Below are 21,756 nucleotides of genomic sequence, written 5' to 3'. Positions count from 1 at the left end.
CATTTGATTTCCATACTTTTAGCCTCCGTAAACCCTTTAAAAATTGCTCCTATGGACAACATTCTTTTCTGGCTGGTTCCAGTCGCTTCCGTGTTAGCCCTCTGCTTTGCTTATTACTTTCATAAGCAAATGATGAAAGAGAGCGAAGGTACACCCCAAATGATAAAGATAGCTGCTGCTGTGCGCAAAGGAGCTATGTCTTATCTGAAACAGCAATACAAAATAGTAGGCTGGGTATTCTTGGGATTGGTTATTTTGTTTTCAATTATGGCCTATGGCTTTCATGTACAGAACGCATGGGTTCCCGTTGCTTTTCTTACAGGCGGATTTTTCTCCGGGCTTTCCGGATTTTTAGGGATGAAGACGGCGACTTATGCGTCGGCTCGTACCGCTAATGCCGCCCGTAATTCTCTGAATGCAGGGTTGAGGATTGCTTTCCGAAGCGGCGCGGTGATGGGATTAGTTGTAGTTGGCCTGGGATTGCTCGATATATCTTTCTGGTATCTGTTGTTGAATGCAGTGATTCCTGCTGATGCGCTGACACCTACTCATAAACTCTGTGTGATTACTACTACCATGCTGACTTTCGGTATGGGTGCTTCTACGCAAGCACTCTTTGCCCGTGTAGGTGGTGGTATCTATACGAAGGCAGCCGATGTTGGAGCCGACTTGGTAGGTAAAGTAGAAGCCGGAATTCCGGAAGATGACCCTCGTAATCCTGCTACTATTGCCGATAATGTAGGTGACAATGTAGGTGACGTGGCCGGTATGGGAGCCGATTTATATGAATCTTACTGTGGCTCGATTCTGGCAACAGCTGCACTGGGTGCTGCTGCTTTTATCCATTCGGCAGATACAGTGATGCAATTCAAGGCAGTTATTGCTCCGATGTTGATTGCAGCTGTTGGTATTATCCTTTCTATTATAGGGATATTCGCTGTCCGTACTAAAGAGAATGCGACCATGAAAGACTTGCTCGGTTCATTGGCTTTCGGTACGAACCTTAGTTCCGTGCTTATTGTTGCAGCTACATTCTTAATCCTGTGGCTCTTGCAACTAGATAACTGGATTTGGATTTCTTGTGCCGTAGTAGTCGGACTGGTAGTAGGTATTATCATCGGACGTTCTACGGAATATTATACTTCTCAATCTTATCGTCCTACCCAGAAACTAAGTGAAAGCGGTAAGACTGGTCCTGCTACCGTCATTATTTCCGGTATTGGTTTGGGTATGCTTTCTACAGCTATTCCTGTAGTTGCAGTAGTGATTGGTATCATTGCCTCCTATCTGTTGGCTTCCGCAGGTGATTTCGGTAATGTAGGCATGGGATTGTATGGCATCGGTATTGCAGCTGTTGGTATGCTTTCTACCTTAGGTATCACATTGGCAACGGATGCTTACGGTCCGATTGCGGATAATGCGGGAGGTAATGCGGAAATGTCCGGTCTGGGTGCTGAAGTTCGCAAACGTACTGATGCGCTCGATTCATTGGGTAACACAACTGCCGCCACGGGAAAAGGTTTTGCAATCGGTTCCGCTGCGCTGACAGGTCTGGCTTTGCTGGCTTCTTATATTGAAGAAATCCGAATCGGTCTGACACGTCTTGGTAATGTAGACCTGACTTTTGCAGATGGAAGTTCTATCAGCATAGCAAATGCCACTTTTATCGACTTCATGGATTATTACGAAGTACACTTGATGAATCCAAAAGTACTTTCGGGCATGTTCCTCGGTTCAATGATGGCTTTCCTGTTTTGTGGTTTGACAATGAATGCAGTAGGACGTGCGGCAGGTCACATGGTTGACGAAGTGCGTCGCCAGTTCCGTGACATAAAGGGTATTCTGACTGGAGAAGCCGAGCCGGATTACGAACGTTGTGTTGAAATATCGACAAAGGGTGCGCAGCGTGAGATGGTTATTCCTTCCTTGATTGCTATTATTGCTCCGATTCTTACAGGATTTATCTTTGGCGTTCCCGGCGTACTCGGCCTACTGATTGGTGGTTTGAGCAGTGGTTTCGTATTAGCTATCTTTATGGCTAACGCCGGAGGTGCATGGGATAACGCAAAGAAATATGTGGAAGAAGGTAACTTTGGTGGAAAAGGCGGTGAAGTGCATAAAGCAACCGTAGTAGGAGATACAGTAGGTGATCCGTTTAAAGATACCTCCGGTCCGAGTTTGAATATTTTGATAAAACTTATGAGTATGGTGGCCATTGTGATGGCAGGACTTACTGTGGCCTGGAGTTTATTCTAAAAAAAGCAGAAGGGAAAGTAAGAAAAAGGAGACAATACAAGTCTCCTTTTTTAATTTGAATTACCTTTGTATCAAAATAGAAGCGATAAATATGTTATTACCTTATTTGAACGAGAATCTGATTGAAGCCGGATGTGATGAGGCCGGTCGTGGATGTTTGGCGGGAGCGGTATATGCTGCTGCGGTTATTCTTCCGAAGGATTTTAAGAATGAACTGTTGAATGACTCCAAACAACTGACCGAAAAGCAACGTTATGCATTGCGTGAGGTAATAGAGAAAGAAGCGATAGCTTGGGCAGTTGGCATTGTGTCACCGGAAGAAATTGATGAAATAAATATCCTGCGGGCTTCTTTTCTGGCGATGCATCGTGCAGTGGATCAGTTGACCACCCGTCCCCAACATTTACTGATCGACGGTAATCGTTTCACTAAATACCCCGGTGTTCCCCATACTACAGTAGTGAAAGGAGACGGGAAATATCTTTCGATAGCAGCAGCTTCAATTTTAGCTAAAACATATCGAGACGATTATATGAACCGTCTTCACGAAGAATTTCCATATTATGACTGGGACCACAATAAAGGTTATCCAACTAAAAAACATCGTGCCGCCATTGCCGAACGTGGCACTACTCCTTACCATCGCATGACGTTCAATCTGTTGGGAGATGGCCAGTTGACTTTGAGCTTCTAAAGTCGCTTTGTTTCATTTTACACACATTTTCTACATTTTTTTGCAGAATAAGCACGATTTTGTTACGGATAACCGTGAAATTGTTCCGTTTAGGCTAAAAAAGTGTTGCTTAGTGCTTTTATTTGTTATTAAAATGCTATATCTTTGCGAACAATAATAAGAATTAAAAAGTTTAAAATCATGGCAACGAACAAGCTATTATGGTCTTCTAAGCTCATTGGGGTATTTTTTATTATGTTGGTTTGCACTCTTTCTGCAAATGCACAGTTTTTACGTACTTCCTATTTCATGGAAGGTACTCACTATCGTCAACAACTGAATCCGGCTTTAACACCGACTAAAGGTTACTTCAATCTTCCGGTGATCGGTGCTGTTAATGCAACGGTTGGTTCTACTTCGTTAGGCTATCAGGATATCATTGATATTATTGATGATGGCGATGATTTCTACACCAAACCGGATTTCATGAATCGTCTGAAAGATAATAATAAATTGAATGTGAACTTCAGTACAGAAATTCTTTCTGCAGGATGGTATAAAGGAAAAAACTTTTGGTCATTCAATATCGGTCTTCGTACAGATATCGGTGCTAACCTGACAAAGAATATGTTTACCTTCTTGAATGAGATGGAAACAGTTGAAGAAAACTGGAGAAATAGTAACTATGATATTAGTGGTCAGCAATTGAACATTAATGCTTATACTGAAATTGGTTTAGGACTTTCACGTCAGATTAATAGCCGTTTGACAGTTGGTGCTAGAGTGAAAGCTTTATTGGGTATTGGTAACATGGAGTTGAAACTTAATAGAGTTGCAATGAGCGCTAATTTACCTAGTGATCAACAAATAAATCAGTGGTCAAGTGAGAGCTATTGGAATTCTATGACCCCTTCACAGGCAGCACAGGCAGCACAAGAATTAAAGGATAAGTTTAATAACTATCATGCAAACTTGACTGTTGGTGCCGAACTGAAAAGTTCTTTCAAAGGCTTGGAATTGCAAGAAGAAGAGGGTAAAGATTATGTAACTGACTTTGATTTCGATAGCGGTAAATTGGGTATAGCTGGGTACGGTTTTGGTATCGATTTAGGAGCTTCTTATAAAATATTGGATAATCTGACTGTATCTGCTTCTGTTCTTGACTTAGGTTTTATCTCTTGGTCAAAATCAAGTACAAAGATTGCATCTGCTAATCCGGATCCGATTGATATTAAAGGAAGTACCTATGCAAATATGGTTGATCCGAATAATCCGAATACTGTTATGAACGCTGTAAATCAGTTGCAGAATGACGCTCAAGGATATATGGACCGTGTAACAAATGGTGATGTACTTGACTATGACATGTTGCAACTCGAAGTAAGCGATGCTAAAGAATCTCGTAAATCTCGTCTTGCTTCTATCCTAGTATTAGGTGCAGAATATGGATTCTTCAATAACAAATTAGCAGTGGGTGTATTGTCAACCACTCGTTTTGTACAGCCTGATGCTCTTACAGAATTAACATTCTCTGCAAACTACCGTCCGAAAAGCTGGTTCAATGTAGCACTTAGTTACTCAGCTATCCAGTCAGCCGGTAAATCTTTCGGTCTGGGTCTGAAATTAGGTCCTCTGTTTGTCGGAACTGACTATATGTTCTTAGGCAAGAACTCTAACTCTGTGAATGGATTCGTTGGAGTTTCTATTCCGTTGGGCGGAAGAAAAGCAAGTAAAGAAGGATAAGATATTTTAATTTCTCTCTCTAAACATTCTCTTTTAATTAATTCTCTATAGAATAAAAAACGTATAATTTACAGCTTACCGTCTTAGAATCCTCTAAAGGATCACAGATGGTAAGCTGTTTTTTGTATTAGAACCATTTTATCTTCCGGAATATCACAAACGCAAGAGTTGACAATCCGATGGAAAATAGTACGATCAAAGAGAAAGCAAAGGGTACCTCTTCCAGATGAATATCCACATTCATACCATAGAAACTGGCAATCAATGTCGGGAGCATCAGGACGATGGACAGACTTGTCATGCGTTTCATGATTGTATTCACGTTATTGGAGATAATGGAGGCAAAAGCATCCATCGTTCCCGTGAGAATGTCACTGTAAATATTCACCGTGTTAAGTGCCTGTTTCAATTCGATAATCACATCTTCCACTAGTTCAGTGTCCAGATAATCCGTATCCTGGAAAATAGTCCTTAATTTTCCTATCATTACTTCATTTCCACGGATGGAAGTATTGAAGTAGACCAATGTTTTCTGCAGTCTCATCAGCCGGAGCAGGTCCTCGTTGCGGATGCTTCGTTCCAGTTCCTTTTCTGCGGCGCTGATGTCTATGTTTATCTGCTTTAGGTATTTCAGGAACCATACGGCAGAAGAATAGATGATCCGAAAAATCAGATCCAGCTTGTTGCGTACAACAATCCCTTTTCGACGGGTATGCTCTATGAAATCCGGTAGCAAATCGGTGTTGTGATAACAGACGGACACAATAATCTCGTTATTGGTGATTATTCCAATCGGTACAGTGTCGAAGGGCAGGCTGCCGTTCTGCTTGTTCTGCACAGGGATACGAAGAATGGTCAATAACCAGTTACCTTCCGTATCCGTACGCGGACGTTCGTCCGTATCGGCTATGTCATTAAGAAATGATTCGGGTACGTTGAGAGTTTGAGTTAGAAATTCAAAGTCATCATTATTTGGGCATACTACATTTACCCAGCTGTTAGGAAGCCATTGAGCTTTTTCCACAAAGCCGGCTTCACAATAAAGATACGTTCTCATCTTATTGCCTCCTTTCGTTTGTTTTACACGAGCAGAGGCATCAGGTTTCAATGACTCTGTTCGCTTTAATTAATACTAGTTGTGCACGTTCGCGGGTTTGAATCGTCCATATTTCTATGATTTTAATTTAAAAGCGATGCAAAGGTACGGAAAAATGAAGAGGGTTCCGCCCTTTGTATCGCTTTTTTTGATATTCTTTTATTTGTGCCCTTTATTTAGAGGCTCCGATCCTATTCTGCTTTTCCTTCGAAATGATTATCCAGATATTTCCTGATATTGTAACTGCTTAAACGCTCTTTGGATATGCTGCCATCTTTTTCAACAAGTTCATAGTGTGGAATACCATTGAACTGGAATAGTTGACGCAGATAATTGAACTCTGCCTCCGAAACATAATAACAGGCTTCTCCTTTTAGATTCTTCCCTATATATTTTTTGTAGTCTTTCTCGGGCGAATCTTTCTGACTTGTGATATAGATGAATTGAAACTCCGGATGATCTTTATATTTTTTGCGTAAATCGGCAGTTGCCTCTATTCCTGCACGACAAGGGCCACAAGTCGTTGCCCAGAAATCGACAAACAGAACCTTACCTGAATGATTCTTTATGATGTTGCGGAATACTTCAGTCGCTTTTCCATCAGGCAACTGATAAGATCTTGCCCTATCTTTCGGGTGTGTCTTTTCCAGCACTCGTTCAGCTTCTGATGCGAGAAACGGTTCGGTGAATATTTGTTTGATGCTATCCACATATTCATGAGCTATTTGGCTGTCTTTGATATTTCCTAAATTAAAATTAAGGCTCCGCACTTTGGCTATTTGCCAGAGCAAAGGGTTGGGAGTAGGATATAATTGTGCAATGATGGAATCTTTCTTGAAATCATATTTCTGGTTCATTTTTATAAAGATTCTATCCTTATCCTGCTGGGATTCTTCCTTTTTCTCGGAATATAATGCCACATATTCTTGTATGAGTTTTTGTTCTTTTTCATAGAGCGATGCCATCTTCTCGTTCTCTGCAATTAGCTGCCTCATTATAATTTTGGCAGTAGTTCCGGCCAACTTCTCCTGTCTAAGTCTTATTGCTTCCTGCTCCTTATTTAGTTTCACACCTTTTTCTTTAAGGAAAGTCAATAGAGGTTTCTTCGGATAAGTATAATCAATGCTGTCTGATGGAGAAAAAGACTGGTCGGAATATGCTTTCCGGAACAGGTCCATATATTCGAAACGGTTGATAAATGTACTTGCGTTTGTGTTTGCAAGTACGGTTACATCATTGAGTGGCATATTTTTCAAGAAACTGTAATAGGAATCGTCTTCCTTTACTTTCAGCGCCTGATTGGTGCTATCTTGCTTTGCGTAATAATCTCTGCTCATCAAGAAATCAAAAAGCATACTTCCGGCTTGCAAATCTACCTTGTTCTTTATCAGATGAACTGCCTTGAGAGAGGGCTGATAGATTTGGCTTACAGAGTCTGCAACCTGTTTCCATTGTGCAATGATAGGCTTCATGTGCTCCTTGTATTGGTCGGGAGTTAATGTCTTTTGTGATTTCGATAAGTCCTCATAGCGATAGGTTATCAGGTTATCAAAGTCTTTCAGCAGGTAGGAGAGAGAGGCGGATGGACCCATATATGCTGTGTTCCTGATAGGGAAGTAATGATCGCGTGCACGGCTGCGTGCCATTACAGCTTCCCAGTCGATATACATGGTGAGAGTTTGTCCGGGTTCAATATAGAATGGAATCCAGTTGTGTCCTAGTACTACCGATGATTCTATCGGATGATTAATGATAAATCGACAGCTAAAACTACCGTTCGGGGCTATCTGGATGACGGTCGGATAATCTTCACGGGTCAGTTCATTTGACAGATAAATAAGACCGGTGTCAAATCCTAAACGAGGATCGTATCCGTTTATATACCCTTGCAGATAAGTTGAATCCTGGCGGAAGAATTGCTTAAAATCAGGTTCTGCAGCAACCTGTGTAATCGGAGTTCTCTCCTTGCTGTACACTAATTCTTCCGCTCCTTTCTGCTGAATCTTACACGTGCCGTCTTTTTGCGGGGTGAATGATAAAGTCATTTCCTCCTGACTCTCTCTATCTTTTAAAGTCATTTCAATCCGCTTTCCCTTTTTTCGGATATTTGCATTGGTGTATATCCGGTTATTCAGAATGCTGATGGAGTCGTAAACTCCATATTCCCATGAACCGGAACCGTCTGTCTTGAACCAATTGCCTTTGATGGTGGCTAGTGGAGAAGAATCTTTCCTCTTTTGCGGGACCAGCGATATGTCATAAATATTGCCTTCGGGGTCAGTAGGATTGAGAAAATGAATGGTCTGTGTTTCTGACGGTAACGGCTCGAAAACCAGCACATAATCCATCGTTCCTGAATCCGGCATATAGACTTCTTTTTTGAGTTCGATACCTTCAGCACTTTTGAACAGATATTTCTTGCCGGTTGCGGCATCTTCCAGATAGGTATCTCCATCCTCCATGATCCACCAGTGCGGGCGGAAGATAGCATGAATATATACTCTTGTGTTCTCGGGAGTGCGCTCTATGCGGGTGATGTTAGAAATACTTCCTGATCGGGCTTTGAAAGGAGGATGGTCGATTGTTTGTGCGGATACTATACCCGATAACAAAAGTAAGATACAAAATAAAGTTGTTTTCATAATAATAGTTTTTCGATCAACATATTGAAAGTAATTTTACAAAGTAAGAAAAATATCCATAGCCTGGTGCACTTCTGCCCTGTAACTTAACATAGATTAAACGTTTACGTAACCATCTTTTTTGTACCTTTGCGCCCGAAAATCAGAGTGATAATTTAAATATTGAAATATTATGAGTAAGAAAGCCCTTTTAATGATCCTCGATGGTTGGGGATTAGGTGACCAAAAGAAAGATGACGTAATCTTCAACACTCCCACTCCTTACTGGGATTATCTGATGACTACTTATCCTCACTCTCAACTTCAGGCAAGCGGTGAAAACGTAGGTTTGCCCGACGGGCAGATGGGTAACTCGGAAGTAGGTCACTTGAATATCGGTGCCGGACGCGTAGTTTATCAGGATTTGGTAAAAATCAATCGTGCATGTGCTGACAATAGCATCCTGAAAAATCCTGAAGTCGTTTCAGCTTTCTCTTATGCAAAAGAAAACGGGAAGAGTGTTCACTTTATGGGGCTGACTTCTAACGGTGGCGTACACAGCTCACTCGTTCATCTCTTCAAACTTTGCGATATCGCTAAAGAATATAACATCGACAATACATTTATCCACTGCTTCATGGATGGTCGTGACACTGACCCGAAGAGCGGTAAAGGCTTTATCGAAGAACTTTCTGCACACTGTGAGAAATCAGCAGGAAAGATTGCTTCTATCATTGGCCGTTATTACGCTATGGACCGTGACAAACGTTGGGAACGTGTAAAAGAAGCTTATGACCTGCTTGTAAACGGTGTAGGTAAGAAAGCTACTGATATGGTTCAGGCAATGCAGGAATCTTACGACGAAGGTGTTACAGATGAATTCATCAAACCGATTGTGAATGCCAACTGCGACGGAACAATCAAAGAAGGTGATGTAGTTATCTTCTTCAACTACCGTAACGACCGTGCCAAAGAGTTGACTGTTGTATTGACTCAACAAGATATGCCGGAAGCTGGCATGCATACCATTCCGGGGCTGCAATATTACTGTATGACTCCGTATGATGCATCTTTCAAGGGCGTTCATATCCTGTTCGACAAAGAAAACGTATCCAACACATTGGGCGAATATCTTGCTTCCAAAGGCTTGAGCCAACTTCATATCGCCGAAACAGAAAAATATGCGCACGTAACATTCTTCTTCAACGGTGGACGTGAAACTCCGTTCGACAAAGAAGATCGTATCCTTGTTCCTTCTCCCAAAGTGGCTACTTACGACTTGAAGCCGGAAATGAGTGCTTTCGAAGTAAAAGACAAATTGGTGGCTGCCATCAATGAGAACAAATATGATTTCATCGTAGTGAACTTTGCTAATGGTGACATGGTAGGTCATACCGGTATTTATGAAGCAATCGAGAAAGCTGTTATTGCTGTAGATGCTTGCGTGAAAGATGTAATCGAAGCTGCCAAAGCACAGGATTACGAAGCAATTATCATTGCCGATCATGGTAATGCTGACCACGCTCTGAACGAAGACGGTACTCCGAACACTGCTCACTCTTTGAACCCTGTTCCTTGTGTTTATGTAACAGAGAACAAAGCTGCGAAAGTAGAAAACGGTCGTCTGGCAGATGTTGCTCCGACTATTCTCAAGATTATGGGTCTGGCTGCTCCGGCTGAAATGGACGGAAACGTTTTGATTAAGTAATTTAAATTTCTATAATTGGGAGGGCGGAGTAGAACTCCGCCCTTTTTGTCTCACATAAGGTTTAAAATGATACAAATAGGTGATGTAGTAGTGTCTCTTGATGTATTTCAGGAGAAGTTTCTTTGCGATCTGGGTGCCTGCAAGGGCGCTTGTTGCATTGAAGGTGATGCCGGTGCTCCGGTAGAGCTGGATGAGGTGATGGAGCTGGAAGAGGTTTTGCCGGTTATCTGGGACGAACTGGCTTCGGAAGCACGTGCGGTGATTGAAAAGCAAGGGGTGGTATATACGGATCAGGAAGGTGATTTGGTGACTTCTATTGTCAATAATAAGGACTGTGTGTTTACTTGTTATGATGAGAATGGTTGCTGCTATTGCGCGATCGAAAAGGCCTATCGAGAGGGAAAGACTGCCTTCTATAAACCGGTGTCCTGCCATCTTTATCCTATCCGGATTGGAGATTACGGACCTTATAAAGCGGTGAATTATAATCGTTGGGACGTATGCAAAGCAGCGGTTTTGCTGGGAAAAAAAGAGAATCTTCCCGTATATCAGTTTTTGAAAGAGCCTTTAATCCGTAAGTTCGGTGAAGAATGGTACAAAGAATTGGTTACTGTTGCCGAAGAACTGAAAAAGCAACAGTACATTTAAATTCTCTTCCGGTTCTTGCGTATGCAATATACCTGATATAGTAAAATACACAATGCGATAATAATTCCGCATGCCGGTATCATCCATACTTCCGGATGAATAATAATCAAGAAAATACAAGTGGCGATTACGCAGGAAGTCAATACAATAAGAAACAACCTGATCTTTGCAAATAACGGATTAGGAGCAGTAGTTTTCATTTTCATAGTTATGTTTTCTTTGCTTTTTATGCAAGATAGTGATTTTGTATGGAAAACGTTTCTGCTGTTAGGTTTTATTAAGAGATGGATGGTTGATCGATTTGAATATGAAAGCCCCTTTGGGCAAAAGAAAAACGCCGATCGAAGGATGTTCCTTCGCCATCGGCGTTTCCTCGTTGTAAGATGTGAGGTTGGTTTATAAAACGTAATTATTTAATTATGTATCGATATTTGCATACGTTGCATTCTCTTCAATAAACTCGCGGCGTGGCCCTACATCTTCACCCATCAACATAGAGAAGATATAATCAGCTTCTGCGGCGTTGTCAATATTTACTTGTTTCAGCATACGGTTTTCGGGGTCCATGGTTGTTTCCCACAATTGCTGGGCGTTCATTTCACCCAAACCTTTGTAGCGCTGTGTATGAATTGCATTTTCCGAACCGCCACCGTAAGTGTCAATAAACTTCTGGCGCTGTGCATCTGTCCAGCAATACTCTTCTACTTTACCTTTTTTGCAGAGGTAGAGCGGGGGAGTAGCGATGTACAAATAGCCATTCTGGATAATCTGTGGCATATAGCGGAAGAAGAATGTCATAATCAGTGTGTCGATGTGAGAACCATCGACGTCGGCATCGGTCATGATGATAATCTTATGATAGCGCAGCTTCTGTATGTTGGCTTCCTTGCTGTCTTCGTCAGTTCCGATAGTTACACCGAGAGCTGTGTAGATATTGCGGATTTCATCACTTTCCAAAGCCTTGTGATACATGGCTTTTTCCACATTCAGAATCTTACCGCGTAATGGGAGGATAGCCTGGAACATACGGTTACGTCCCTGCTTGGCAGTACCACCTGCCGAATCTCCCTCGACAAGGAATAATTCACATTTTGAAGGATCCTTATCCGAACAGTCGGCTAATTTACCCGGCAGACCACCACCCGACATCGGCGATTTGCGTTGTACCATTTCACGGGCTTTTCTTGCTGCGTGACGTGCGGTAGCCGCGAGAATCACCTTGTCTACAATCGTTTTTGCTTCCTTCGGATGTTCTTCCAGATAATATGCCAATACTTCACCCACTGCTTGGTCAACAGCACCCATCACTTCGTTGTTACCCAACTTCGTTTTAGTCTGTCCTTCAAACTGTGGTTCAGCTACTTTTACAGAAATAACGGCAGTCAAACCTTCACGGAAGTCATCTCCCGAGATTTCAACCTTCACCTTTTCCAGCATCTTGCTGTCTTCGGCGTATTTCTTCAACGTACGGGTCAGCGCACGGCGGAAACCTGCCAAGTGTGTACCACCTTCGATAGTGTTGATATTGTTAACGTATGAGTGAACGTTTTCGGAGAATCCGGTATTGTACATGATAGCCACTTCAATAGGAATTCCCTGTTTTTCCGAGTTCAGATAGATAACGTCGTTAATCAAGTGCTCGCGTGAAGACTCGATAAAACGTACAAACTCTCTCAAACCTTCTTCTGAATAAAACTGCTCACCCTTGAAGCTTCCGTCCTCGTTCACAACCCGACGGTCCGTCAGGGTGATGCGGAGACCAGCGTTCAGATAAGCCAATTCGCGCAGACGTGAAGCCAGAATCTTGTAATCGTATACCGTTTCTGTAAAGATGGTATTATCCGGCCAGAATTGTTGGCGGGTTCCAGTGATGTCGGCTGTACCGACTTCTTTTACAGAGTAAAGCGGTTTACCGATCTCATACTCCTGCTGATAGATTTTACCATCGCGGAATACTTGCGTAGTCATGTGGGTAGACAGCGCGTTTACGCAAGACATACCTACACCGTGCAAACCTCCGGATACCTTGTAAGAACCCTTGTCGAATTTACCTCCGGCATGCAGTACGGTCATGGCAACTTCCAGTGCCGACTTCTTTTCTTTCTCGTGATAGTCCACCGGAATACCGCGTCCGTTGTCCTGTACTGTGATTGAATTGTCTTCGTTGATTGTTACTTCGATATGGTCGCAATAACCGGCCAATGCTTCGTCGATAGAGTTGTCAACGATTTCGTATACCAAATGGTGAAGTCCCTTGACGCTGATGTCACCAATGTACATCGCAGGGCGTTTTCTTACTGCTTCAAGACCTTCCAATACCTGGATGCTATCCGCAGAATAAGACCCGTTATTGGGAGTGATTTGTTCTTCGCTCATAATTGCCTTTCTAACTTTAATAACAGAGCAAATATAGTGAAAATTGTCGACTTGGCGAAGAATAATCAGTGAAAAATAAAGAATGCGGGTTGATTCTCCGCTTTCTTGATAAGTTTGATATTCAGTTGGTTATAAACAAGAAAGGCCGAACTTAAAAGTTCAGCCTGGATGCTATATAGAATTGTTAAATTCTTATTATTAAGCGAGCTTGTTGATGTAAAGAGCCAACTTAGATTTCAGATTGCTAGCTTTGTTTTTGTGAATGATGTTCACTTTAGCCAACTTATCCAACATCTTTGTAATGCCTGGGTACATTGCAACTGCTTCTGCTTTATCAGTAGTTGCACGAAGCTTTCTAACAGCATTTCTCATGGTTTTGCCATAATATCTGTTGTGAAGTCTTCTTGTCTCTTCTTGTCTGATTCTTTTCAGTGATGATTTATGATTTGCCATCTCGACTAATCTATTTTTTTAGTTCTTTATTCTTTTAACTTGTAGCCCGTGGGGGAATCGAACCCCCCTTTCAAGAATGAAAATCTTGCGTCCTAACCGATAGACGAACGGGCCATCCTTTGTTGCATTTCTGCATTTTGCTTTCTCGAATCTGTGTTTGTTTCTCGATTGCGGATGCAAAGGTAGGAACTTTTTTGAAACTGGCAAATGATTTATAGGAATTTTTTCATTGAATATGTGTTTTTTTTCAAAGTGACCATTCTTTTATGTTGATATTCAATAAAATAGACGGTTTCAGTTTTTATAAAAAAATCTTATCAGTGAAAAAAAACTGGAAGGTGTTCTCTTCCATATACCTTATTATATTGTAGTGGAATAAAAAGGCTGCTTATTTTTGTGATTTCTCTTGTAACAAAAAAAGTGCATTCTCTCCTCGCTTGGACAGAATGCACTAAACACAAACAAAACAAACAATTTTAATAAAACGATATTTTCTTTGAAAAACCGTTTTATTAAGACGCTACATGTAGTGGGAAACATTACATGAGCAGAGGGCAAAAGAGCCCACTAGGGTACTTCGCAGTAGCCTTTGTAAATACATCTCACCTAAATATTGTTCACATACTATTTCGTCACACGTTTTTAAGACTCCAGTTCGGAGTTGTTCAGGCGTATAATCCATCCGTTAACTTGCATTCTTGGGCATATATGCGGAATTCCGGTATCTGATGGCTGGATAAAGAACAAAAGCGTATATGAGTCCTGACGGTCGAGATACTCCTGGTCACTCATTTCACCTATATCATTGTAGATCTTGGATAACAACAGATATTGAGTGAGTGGGAGACGAAGAATGTTCTGGCCGCTTGGTATATGTTTGATCGATAAGGTTGTCTGATCTCCTTTCATGATACGTAATGTATTTAATCTCGCATGGATGACCGGAGTTTGCTCGGACATTACAGCCACTTCCTTCTGGTATGGAAGATAGTAGACTGGAGTTGTACCGACCGGTGTGTTTGTGTAGTCTATTATTCCGTTGGCAGATTCCAGAGTAAAGGAAAAGTCCTCTTGGCTTAGAGGGGCATTTGCTTCATCTTGAAGAATGCATGAGAAATAATTAGTATCTTTCACTAAATTGGCGGTAATAACCTGATATTTTTGACTAATAGTAATATTTTCAAGGCTACTGTAAAAGAGTGCATTCAGTTTCTTGTTCGACTGATTCTTATTATCGCATGCCAATGATATATTCAGGGACCTTCGTTCCGTTTGTCCAGCTTTGAGATTAGGGAGCTGGTACATGTGGTTGGATGTCCCTCCCCATATAAGCAAACGATAAGTTCCTTCGGGAAACGGTACTCTTACCATACAGTAGCCTTGATGTAATGTAATGCTGTCTACGTCCACTCGATCCACATATTTATCATCCTTGTCGAAAGCAAGGATGGTAATGTCGCTTACTTGTGTGGAGGCAGCGTCCACATCTAGTATATTATAGGTATACGAGATTTTCAGCCAAGTCCCGGAAGGGCAGTCTGACAAGTCGTCGTTCACCCAGTTGCAGGATGAGAACAAGGCGATGGCACTGATAATATAGAGTAAAAATGGACGCATTTATAATAAATTTAGTTCGGGTGGCCAATACTTATTCAAGTTCTACATCTTGATTACGTACGGCCCACGGAAAAACATTGAAATTGATGTCTAGTTCGGCTTTATATTCATCCGGCTGATCCGGGTCGATGAAAGGTTCGCCGCTACCGAGTCCTGCAATTTTGTTGACTGACAATCTGTATATATTGTTGCGTACGATACCGAATTCCATGACACCCATTTCCGGAGAATTATTATCAAGGTGTTTGATCCAGTAATTGTAATAACAAGAGTAGTTTTCCGTTTTCTTGAAACGTTTGATACTATATCGAGCTAGCTCTTCTGTTGTCGAGTTGTCAGTGACATCGTCCGGCAAATTATTAAGGACTAGTTTACGGATTGCATCTACGCTGGTATAAAAGTTGTAATTGAAGTAGAACATATTAGTCGGCCAGTTGGACTGATTGCTAACTACATCGCCATTTTCATTGAAAACGCGGTCGGGGGCAATATCCATGTTGGCTTTGAACATAACTCCCGTGCTGTATGCATTCAGTTGGGCGTCAAGGAACATACAGTTTTCCAGGCAGTAGATATGTGACCAGCTGTTAGCTTGAGCCATGCCTGCCCAGTTGCCGTCGTTGATATCCAACTGTACTAGAGCTTGTGCAAAGAAACCGTCGGCGTTTGTAAAGTCCCCGGCGTTCTCCACTGTTTTCTTGAAGAAATAAGGATCGATAACATAACCATTGTTGTCGTTGATATCACCGAAGTTTTCATCAGTATATGAGTCTGGTTCCTGAAAACTGTTCAGTACTGCTGTATGGCGGAAAGTATAAAACTGGGTTGCCAAGTTCAACATTCTAAAATTGTTCAGTTTGATTGTACAGTAGGTCTTTCCGGATGGGTCTGTTAGTGGGAAAGTTTCTTGTGTTTGAGTCAGTTCAACTTTGGCAACCACGCGTTCAAGACCGATGGATACACTAGTCACTTTATCGGAGTCTGTAGGTTTTTTCACTTCAACGTTCAGATTGGCAGCTCCACGATTGGTCATAACGAAACCGTTTTCGGGTACGCTTGGAATTTTTCCTGCACTGTAAGTTACGGCATCAACTGCATTCAGAAAAGCCTCTTGTGTGCTGATATTTCCTGTGATTGCTTTTCCGTTAGCTATGGCAAAGATGTTATAAGTTCCCGGATTTACAGTGATTTTGTCGGCGGTGTACTGTATGTTTTGACCGCTCGTAACTGTCCGGTTGATGTTCTTCAGTTCCTGCTGATCTTTGAGCGTTTTTGTGGTCGAGTCAAATAGATAAACAGTGAGACTCTTTACTGCATATTCTTCTTTAGAACCTTCGGTGGTAACGCCGGACGATTCGGCACTTCGACTGGTAGCAACGTTTGGAATCTCGAAGAACAAGGCGAGATTGCCATTTGACTCTGAATGAGTATCATCGGCGATGACAACATCTGCATCATTGATGCAACTGTACTGTGTGACTGCTGCGAATAAAAGCAGTGACATTAATTTACTGAATCTTTTCATTTTACATTTGGTTTTAATGAGTGTTTATTTTAGTGCACGGACTAATTGCAGATTATTATCCGCTTGTGATAGTCCTGCTTTTTGAGCTTGTCTGAATAAGTACTCTGCTTCTTCATAGTTGTTTTTAAGAAAGCATAGAACTCCTTTTGCTAATATTGTTTCCGGTACTTTCGGAGCTTTTTCCAAATAAGTGGCAGCTGTTTGGACGTCTCTTTGCATCAAGGCTATGCAGGCGGCATTCAGGTTGGCTGTGGGATTATCGGGAAATAGTTGTGCGGCAGTCATGAAAATCTGATTATAAGTTTCGCTTCCAGATGTACTGGCAAGTGCGAGACGAAACATTTCTTCAAGACTCAAATTTTTAGGGTTTGTAGTAAAGACTTTCCGGGATTCTGCAAGAGTAAACGGGCGTACACGATACTCAATAGTGTAGTCGGAATGTCTAAGTAGAGTAAACCAATGCTTCAGGACAAAATCGTAGAATGCAGGGAAGTGCTTTTTTAGCTTTCTCTCCTTGCTATCGGGGTGAATGTCGCTTGTTATGGTTTTTATTATCGCTTCTTTCTCTTGAAAAGTCGTATCACAGAGAAGAGCTTCAAATCCTTCCCAATCTTCAGGAGTATAGTCTGTCTGGATATGCGCTCCGTCGAATGCATATAGCTGATTTACATACTCTTTCACAGATTGAGTACGTTCACGGGCCAACTTCTCATTGAGTCGGTAAGGTCCGTCGGGTGAAGCGTAGCCGTGAATGCTGATGTGTGTGATGGTAACGTTGGTGTCATTTTTAATGGTGTTGATTGTTTCAATAATTTTATTCAGTTCTACTGTATTGTTGCTGTACGTTTCGTATATAGCAGTCACATTGACAGGAAAATCAATAAACGCGCACCCTTTTTCTTCTCTGATTTTCGAGGTTTCCACTTGGGGAGTCAAGAATACGAGTTGTGGAATAGGGGTTGGCTGTGGGTGTAAACGGGCGATACAAGTGAGATTTTCTTCACCCGGAATCCCACAGCCACAGCTTTTCTCAACGAGTGAGAGAGTGGCATGATTCATCCAACTTTCGAAAAGTACAGATTGCAGATAATGCATTGTCTGCCGACTTCCGTTTTTTCTTTGCAATGCTTCGGCTTCTTTTTCCTTCTTGCCGGCTTCGCGCAAAAATATGATGTGTTGTTTTCGGCTGTTGATATAGATAGCTGGTAATTCCAACCGGTGTTCCAAACTGTCACTGACAACAGGTACCAATGTCATTGATTCATTGGGCAGGAAGTCACGGGTGATTTCTATTTCAATAGAAACCAGTAATTCTTTCCCGGCCTTGTGCAGGCTGGAGGAAGTGGCTCGAACAGTGCCATCATCTCCTGTTACAGGTGTCTGTGCCTGAAGAGAAAGAAATAAGATGGCTGCAATGATAAAAGTTCCTCCTGTTTTCATAATTTTATAACTAAATGACTTCTTATCTGTAACAAAAGCAATCATAACTCACCATGGATAAATTCGTGAGATGATTCCTTGCTGTTGCAATGCTTTCAATATCTTTATGTCCTTTATTGATCTGCTGATGCCTCCATGCCCTAGATAATATACTCTCCATGGGGTAGAATGGCATTGACGTGCTATTCGTATGTAGATACTTCTTCTTCTGGAGAACCAGACTTTCCATAAACTTTTCATCCTGTTTTATTTTAGAATAGATAAACTAAACTTATTGAAGCCTTACTAGGCCCTATGTAATGATAATCACCTTTGTCTCGTAATCCGGCGCATTCCTTGACGCAGTTGTACTGCTTGTAGCGGATAAAATCGTATCCTACTCCCAGACTTGTTTCTATATTCCAATGATTATCCAGCATCCAGTGATATCCGGCACTGATACCTCCACCTGCCAGCCATCCTTCATATCTGTATTTTTTCAACCCGGCGAATATACCGAAAGGCAGTTTTTTCCCTCCGATATTGAATTGTGCCCCATTGAGGTAAGCACCCCAGAAAAAGCCGTTAAACTTCTGGCAAGTCCAATATTTATATTCTGGCTGTATCAGCCAATAGCGGTTCACATATTTCTCTTCCCGTTTCCATGGTCGCAGACTGCCGGTCAGTTCAACTGTACTTTTATTTCTTATGGCATAGGAGACTCCGGCTTCGAAAGCCCCATCTATTGCCGGAAGCGCATTCACGCTGACTGCTACTCTCTGTGAGCGACAGTGGAGCCAACCAACTGATAAGAATAGGAATAAGAGTAAGAAATATTTCATTGTGTCTGTTTGTTAAGGACGTTTATTATTTTCAAAAAATACATTCAGATTGTAAGAAGCTTCTTCGGAACCTTCTGTCTTAGCAGCCTTTAACATGCGAATACCTTCGTATGTGTTTCCAGTCATCAGCTCATATACACCCCGACAATTCTTGTAAGCAAGGCTGTCATGAGGAGCCATCGATAAAAACTTGCTTATTGATTGAGTGTCTCCTTGTTCGATGGCAGCAGCGGCAGCGTTTAGGTTGGCGATGGGGTGTACAGGATACAGTTTGACACTGATGTTAATAATTTGGTAAAACTTAGCTTTGTTATCTGCATACGACAGAGCTACGGTATAGAGTTCGCGGAGCGACAACATTTGTGGATTGACATCAGCCATAATCTTAGCTTCTTCAAGATTAAAATTCAACTCTTTCTGGTTTCGTATATCTACATCATCCGTAGCCGGGGAAACATACGAACCTTTATATTTCATTTTTGTGGTTGTCATATCAGCTGGAGACGTGTTTTCTGCTGTTGACGTAACCTCGTCCGGATTCTTTTGGGAGGATGGGAGTGCAGCAGGTTGAGATGTAATGAGTAAAGTATCTTTCAACGCTTGTTCACCTTCAGGACGGATGATTGTTCTCCGAAGGAGGAGAGTTGCGTGGTTCATCCAATCTTCTGCGGGCAACGAAGTTCGGTAAGCGATGGTGCGGGAATGACTTTCGTCGATACCGGCAACGAGGTAGGTTGCGTTCTCTTCCTTATGCTCGCTTTTTTTTCGTAATATCTGGTTACGCAGATATAATTTTTGTTTTTGTTTGCCGTTTAATAAGATGGAAGGTAGTAAGATTTTTCTTTCCTGTCCGGTTAAGACGGGCGTTAGTCTGACGGCATTTTTAGACTCCATATTTTCTATCTCTACCGATACATCCATGGAGAGAAGTAATCTGCCTGTTCTCAATACCCAGCATTTTCCCATTGTTGAATCCCCAGGGGAGCATTCCTCCAAAATTGAACAAAGCATAGTGTAGCTGAAAGCCGATAAAACTTCCTGTGAATACTTCATTAAACCATTTACGGTATTCTGGCTGCAACAGGAAATGCTTCATCTTTTTGTTCCCTCCGAAGTTCCAGGGGTTGTAATTGAGGGAAAGGCTGATGGTATGCGTATCGTCACATCGCACTTCTCCTCCCATATTGAGAGTAGTGGTTAGATCGTAAAGCAGATTGCTTTTAATGGCTATATTTTGTCCGCAAAGGTTCGAAGCAGGCAGAATACATGCAACAAAGGCAATGATGGCTAGCCCATGTTTAATGTTTGCTGCATGTCTCCACCTGTTGCTGGCAGCAGACCTTTCATTTTTGCTGATATTGGGTTTGTGTGTCATAATTATTTGTTTATGTGTATCTGTTACTTTTTAGGTAACGGAACTCCTGTTTAATGACAGGAACACATGGGGGAAAAGTAAAAAAGACGGTGGTCTTTTATTGATATATGTCTCTGGAAGCTTTCGGACAGAAAAAAGTGGTCCGATGATTGGCAATAGATAGTTGGAACATGAACTAAAAGTGATTCGTGTTCTCATATCTTATTTTATTCTTCGAAAGAAGTTGAATAAAATAATGTATAATTAATTTGGAATGTAATACTCTTTTTATATATCTTTGTGCAGTATTTATATCCGTTACCTAAGAAGTAATGGATAAGGCAGATTGCTGATAGATAGTTGTTTATGTGTTATTGATGACTTGTGTTGTAAGATTCTACGTAAAAACAATTCAATTGATTGGCTTCTGTTCTTTTCTTCAAACCAAAACCTTTCAGATAAGTTTGTGTGGTTTTTATAGATTTATGTCCTAGTGATTCGCTGATCATTTCAATAGGGATTCCCTGGTATTTGGCATTTGTTGCCCAAGAATGCCGGATGGTATATGAACTGACAGGTGATTTTAGGTTTAGTTCTCTTGACAGGCTTTTTAATTGATTGTTGAATCGGCGGAGGGCTGACTGATATTCCTTATATATGCCTTCTTCTTTTCGTCTCTTATCTCCTCTCATTATATTAAATAGGTAGTCTGGGCAATCTTCTCTCGGTGGATTGCTGTTACGCAGCTTGTTTATCTCTTTCTTGGAGGTGTCCAGGATTTCAAGACTTATTGGTGTGCCTGTTTTTATACGATTGTATCTAAGGATTCCGTCTTCCAATGCCGATTTCTCTAAATGTGCGAAATCAGAGAACGGCATACCGCAGAATTGGAACATCAACCGTGCGATAGCTTGCGTACGGATTAAGTGTTGGGATTGAGGGGTTTTGTAGAGAAGTGTATGCAGTTCGCTGACCGGGAGCACCTTTTTCTGTCGTACATCTACGCCAGTGTATACGTCACGAAACAGCCGGGGGATAAAGCGGGCTACCCCTGCTTCTACACCACGATTATAGATGCTGCGCAACATACGCATATAGGTTGAAACTGTGTTTGGCTTCAACCCATGTTCGTGTAGGTGCTGCCCGTATCGTCTCAAACTATCGCGAGTGATCTGCCCGAAAGTTATGCTGGGAGTACCACAGAACCTTGTGAATGACAGAATTGCATTCTTATACACATGTGCTGTCGAATAACGACCTTCTTCCTGTAAATTCCGGATGTATGCTTTGGCGCATCCGGTAAATCCGTTTTTATTACTTTTTCGTTTCATAAGCTTGTTTATCTTTACTTGTTATTCAGGGACTATAACAAAAGTAGTTATCTTTTTTGTTGTTAATGCCTTTAAAATCTCTCCGATTACCTTG

At 41.6% G+C, this 21,756-nt stretch carries 16 protein-coding genes, 1 tRNA gene and 1 pseudogene; 5 read left to right on the top strand and 13 right to left on the bottom strand.

Annotation, left to right across the window (positions count from 1 at the left end):
- Window positions 1-51 precede the first annotated feature (51 nt).
- The 3 genes from KSX81_RS10340 to KSX81_RS10330 all read left to right on the top strand — a co-directional run bounded on the left by KSX81_RS10340 (window position 52) and on the right by KSX81_RS10330 (window position 4,672).
- The gene (locus tag KSX81_RS10340; RefSeq protein WP_004298245.1) at window positions 52-2,256 is read left to right on the top strand and encodes a sodium-translocating pyrophosphatase; all 2,205 of its coding nucleotides are present in this window, start codon (window positions 52-54) and stop codon (window positions 2,254-2,256) included.
- Window positions 2,257-2,347: 91 nt separating this feature from the next.
- Entirely contained in the window at window positions 2,348-2,950 is a 603-nt protein-coding gene (locus KSX81_RS10335) for a ribonuclease HII (protein ID WP_004298244.1), read from the top strand.
- Window positions 2,951-3,130: 180 nt separating this feature from the next.
- Window positions 3,131-4,672 (top strand): DUF5723 family protein, encoded by a 1,542-nt coding sequence (locus KSX81_RS10330; RefSeq protein ID WP_004298243.1) that lies wholly within the window; start codon window positions 3,131-3,133, stop codon window positions 4,670-4,672.
- Window positions 4,673-4,799: 127 nt separating this feature from the next.
- Here the strand turns inward: KSX81_RS10330 and KSX81_RS10325 are convergent, their stop codons facing one another.
- Window positions 4,800-5,729: a magnesium transporter CorA family protein gene (locus KSX81_RS10325; RefSeq protein ID WP_008776058.1), complete on the bottom strand. Its 930-nt coding sequence runs from the start codon at window positions 5,727-5,729 to the stop codon at window positions 4,800-4,802.
- Window positions 5,730-5,959: 230 nt separating this feature from the next.
- Complete coding sequence (locus KSX81_RS10320; protein WP_004322479.1) at window positions 5,960-8,410, bottom strand: TlpA family protein disulfide reductase; 2,451 nt, start codon at window positions 8,408-8,410, stop codon at window positions 5,960-5,962.
- A gap of 172 nt (window positions 8,411-8,582) precedes the next feature.
- Between KSX81_RS10320 and gpmI the strand changes: the two genes are divergently transcribed.
- On the top strand, window positions 8,583-10,097 hold the full coding sequence (gpmI, locus tag KSX81_RS10315) for a 2,3-bisphosphoglycerate-independent phosphoglycerate mutase (protein WP_004298240.1): 1,515 nt from the start codon (window positions 8,583-8,585) through the stop codon (window positions 10,095-10,097).
- Between the two features lie 66 nt (window positions 10,098-10,163).
- Complete coding sequence (locus tag KSX81_RS10310) at window positions 10,164-10,745, top strand: DUF3109 family protein (protein ID WP_004298239.1); 582 nt, start codon at window positions 10,164-10,166, stop codon at window positions 10,743-10,745.
- Here KSX81_RS10310 and KSX81_RS10305 read toward each other — a convergent pair.
- The 11 genes and pseudogenes from KSX81_RS10305 to KSX81_RS10255 form a co-directional block, all read right to left on the bottom strand.
- Entirely contained in the window at window positions 10,742-10,951 is a 210-nt protein-coding gene (locus KSX81_RS10305; RefSeq protein ID WP_004298238.1) for a hypothetical protein, read from the bottom strand. The genes KSX81_RS10310 and KSX81_RS10305 overlap by 4 nt on opposite strands.
- Window positions 10,952-11,162: 211 nt before the next feature.
- A complete protein-coding gene (gyrB, locus tag KSX81_RS10300) occupies window positions 11,163-13,121 on the bottom strand; it encodes a DNA topoisomerase (ATP-hydrolyzing) subunit B (RefSeq protein WP_004298236.1) in 1,959 nt (652 codons plus the stop codon).
- Between the two features lie 198 nt (window positions 13,122-13,319).
- Window positions 13,320-13,574, bottom strand: coding sequence for a 30S ribosomal protein S20 (gene rpsT / locus KSX81_RS10295; RefSeq protein WP_004298235.1), 255 nt, complete (start codon window positions 13,572-13,574; stop codon window positions 13,320-13,322).
- Window positions 13,575-13,616: 42 nt separating this feature from the next.
- Window positions 13,617-13,688 (bottom strand) — tRNA-Glu (locus KSX81_RS10290).
- Window positions 13,689-14,216: 528 nt separating this feature from the next.
- On the bottom strand, window positions 14,217-15,191 hold the full coding sequence (locus KSX81_RS10285) for a FimB/Mfa2 family fimbrial subunit (protein WP_004298233.1): 975 nt from the start codon (window positions 15,189-15,191) through the stop codon (window positions 14,217-14,219).
- A gap of 31 nt (window positions 15,192-15,222) precedes the next feature.
- Window positions 15,223-16,716: an Mfa1 family fimbria major subunit gene (locus tag KSX81_RS10280; RefSeq protein ID WP_004307388.1), complete on the bottom strand. Its 1,494-nt coding sequence runs from the start codon at window positions 16,714-16,716 to the stop codon at window positions 15,223-15,225.
- 24 nt (window positions 16,717-16,740) lie between these two features.
- Window positions 16,741-18,156: a DUF3868 domain-containing protein gene (locus KSX81_RS10275; protein WP_217725622.1), complete on the bottom strand. Its 1,416-nt coding sequence runs from the start codon at window positions 18,154-18,156 to the stop codon at window positions 16,741-16,743.
- A 251-nt stretch (window positions 18,157-18,407) separates the two neighbouring features.
- Window positions 18,408-18,977, bottom strand: a complete 570-nt coding sequence (locus KSX81_RS10270) for a DUF3575 domain-containing protein (protein WP_217725623.1) — start codon at window positions 18,975-18,977, stop codon at window positions 18,408-18,410.
- Between the two features lie 12 nt (window positions 18,978-18,989).
- Window positions 18,990-19,943 (bottom strand): DUF3868 domain-containing protein, encoded by a 954-nt coding sequence (locus KSX81_RS10265; RefSeq protein WP_410492456.1) that lies wholly within the window; start codon window positions 19,941-19,943, stop codon window positions 18,990-18,992.
- A pseudogene (locus KSX81_RS10260) lies at window positions 19,909-20,352 on the bottom strand (DUF3575 domain-containing protein); the annotation flags it as partial. The gene KSX81_RS10265 and the pseudogene KSX81_RS10260, both read right to left, overlap by 35 nt.
- 350 nt (window positions 20,353-20,702) lie before the next feature.
- Entirely contained in the window at window positions 20,703-21,662 is a 960-nt protein-coding gene (locus KSX81_RS10255) for a tyrosine-type recombinase/integrase (protein ID WP_217725624.1), read from the bottom strand.
- Window positions 21,663-21,756: the final 94 nt, after the last annotated feature.

The organism is Bacteroides sp. MSK.18.37 (assembly GCF_019129155.2).
GTDB classification, from domain to species: domain Bacteria; phylum Bacteroidota; class Bacteroidia; order Bacteroidales; family Bacteroidaceae; genus Bacteroides; species Bacteroides ovatus.
The sequence above is the reverse complement of the archived record's forward strand: the minus strand, read 5'-3'. Positions and strand labels throughout refer to the sequence as shown.

Coding starts and splice junctions, on each gene's coding strand:
- KSX81_RS10340 (WP_004298245.1), top strand. CDS start 52: ATGGACAACATTCTTTTCTGGCTGGTTCCAGTCGCTTCCGTGTTAGCC.
- KSX81_RS10335 (WP_004298244.1), top strand. CDS start 2,348: ATGTTATTACCTTATTTGAACGAGAATCTGATTGAAGCCGGATGTGAT.
- KSX81_RS10330 (WP_004298243.1), top strand. CDS start 3,131: ATGGCAACGAACAAGCTATTATGGTCTTCTAAGCTCATTGGGGTATTT.
- KSX81_RS10325 (WP_008776058.1), bottom strand. CDS start 5,729: ATGAGAACGTATCTTTATTGTGAAGCCGGCTTTGTGGAAAAAGCTCAA.
- KSX81_RS10320 (WP_004322479.1), bottom strand. CDS start 8,410: ATGAAAACAACTTTATTTTGTATCTTACTTTTGTTATCGGGTATAGTA.
- gpmI (WP_004298240.1), top strand. CDS start 8,583: ATGAGTAAGAAAGCCCTTTTAATGATCCTCGATGGTTGGGGATTAGGT.
- KSX81_RS10310 (WP_004298239.1), top strand. CDS start 10,164: ATGATACAAATAGGTGATGTAGTAGTGTCTCTTGATGTATTTCAGGAG.
- KSX81_RS10305 (WP_004298238.1), bottom strand. CDS start 10,951: ATGAAAATGAAAACTACTGCTCCTAATCCGTTATTTGCAAAGATCAGG.
- gyrB (WP_004298236.1), bottom strand. CDS start 13,121: ATGAGCGAAGAACAAATCACTCCCAATAACGGGTCTTATTCTGCGGAT.
- rpsT (WP_004298235.1), bottom strand. CDS start 13,574: ATGGCAAATCATAAATCATCACTGAAAAGAATCAGACAAGAAGAGACA.
- KSX81_RS10285 (WP_004298233.1), bottom strand. CDS start 15,191: ATGCGTCCATTTTTACTCTATATTATCAGTGCCATCGCCTTGTTCTCA.
- KSX81_RS10280 (WP_004307388.1), bottom strand. CDS start 16,716: ATGAAAAGATTCAGTAAATTAATGTCACTGCTTTTATTCGCAGCAGTC.
- KSX81_RS10275 (WP_217725622.1), bottom strand. CDS start 18,156: ATGAAAACAGGAGGAACTTTTATCATTGCAGCCATCTTATTTCTTTCT.
- KSX81_RS10270 (WP_217725623.1), bottom strand. CDS start 18,977: ATGAAATATTTCTTACTCTTATTCCTATTCTTATCAGTTGGTTGGCTC.
- KSX81_RS10265 (WP_410492456.1), bottom strand. CDS start 19,943: ATGGGAAAATGCTGGGTATTGAGAACAGGCAGATTACTTCTCTCCATG.
- KSX81_RS10255 (WP_217725624.1), bottom strand. CDS start 21,662: ATGAAACGAAAAAGTAATAAAAACGGATTTACCGGATGCGCCAAAGCA.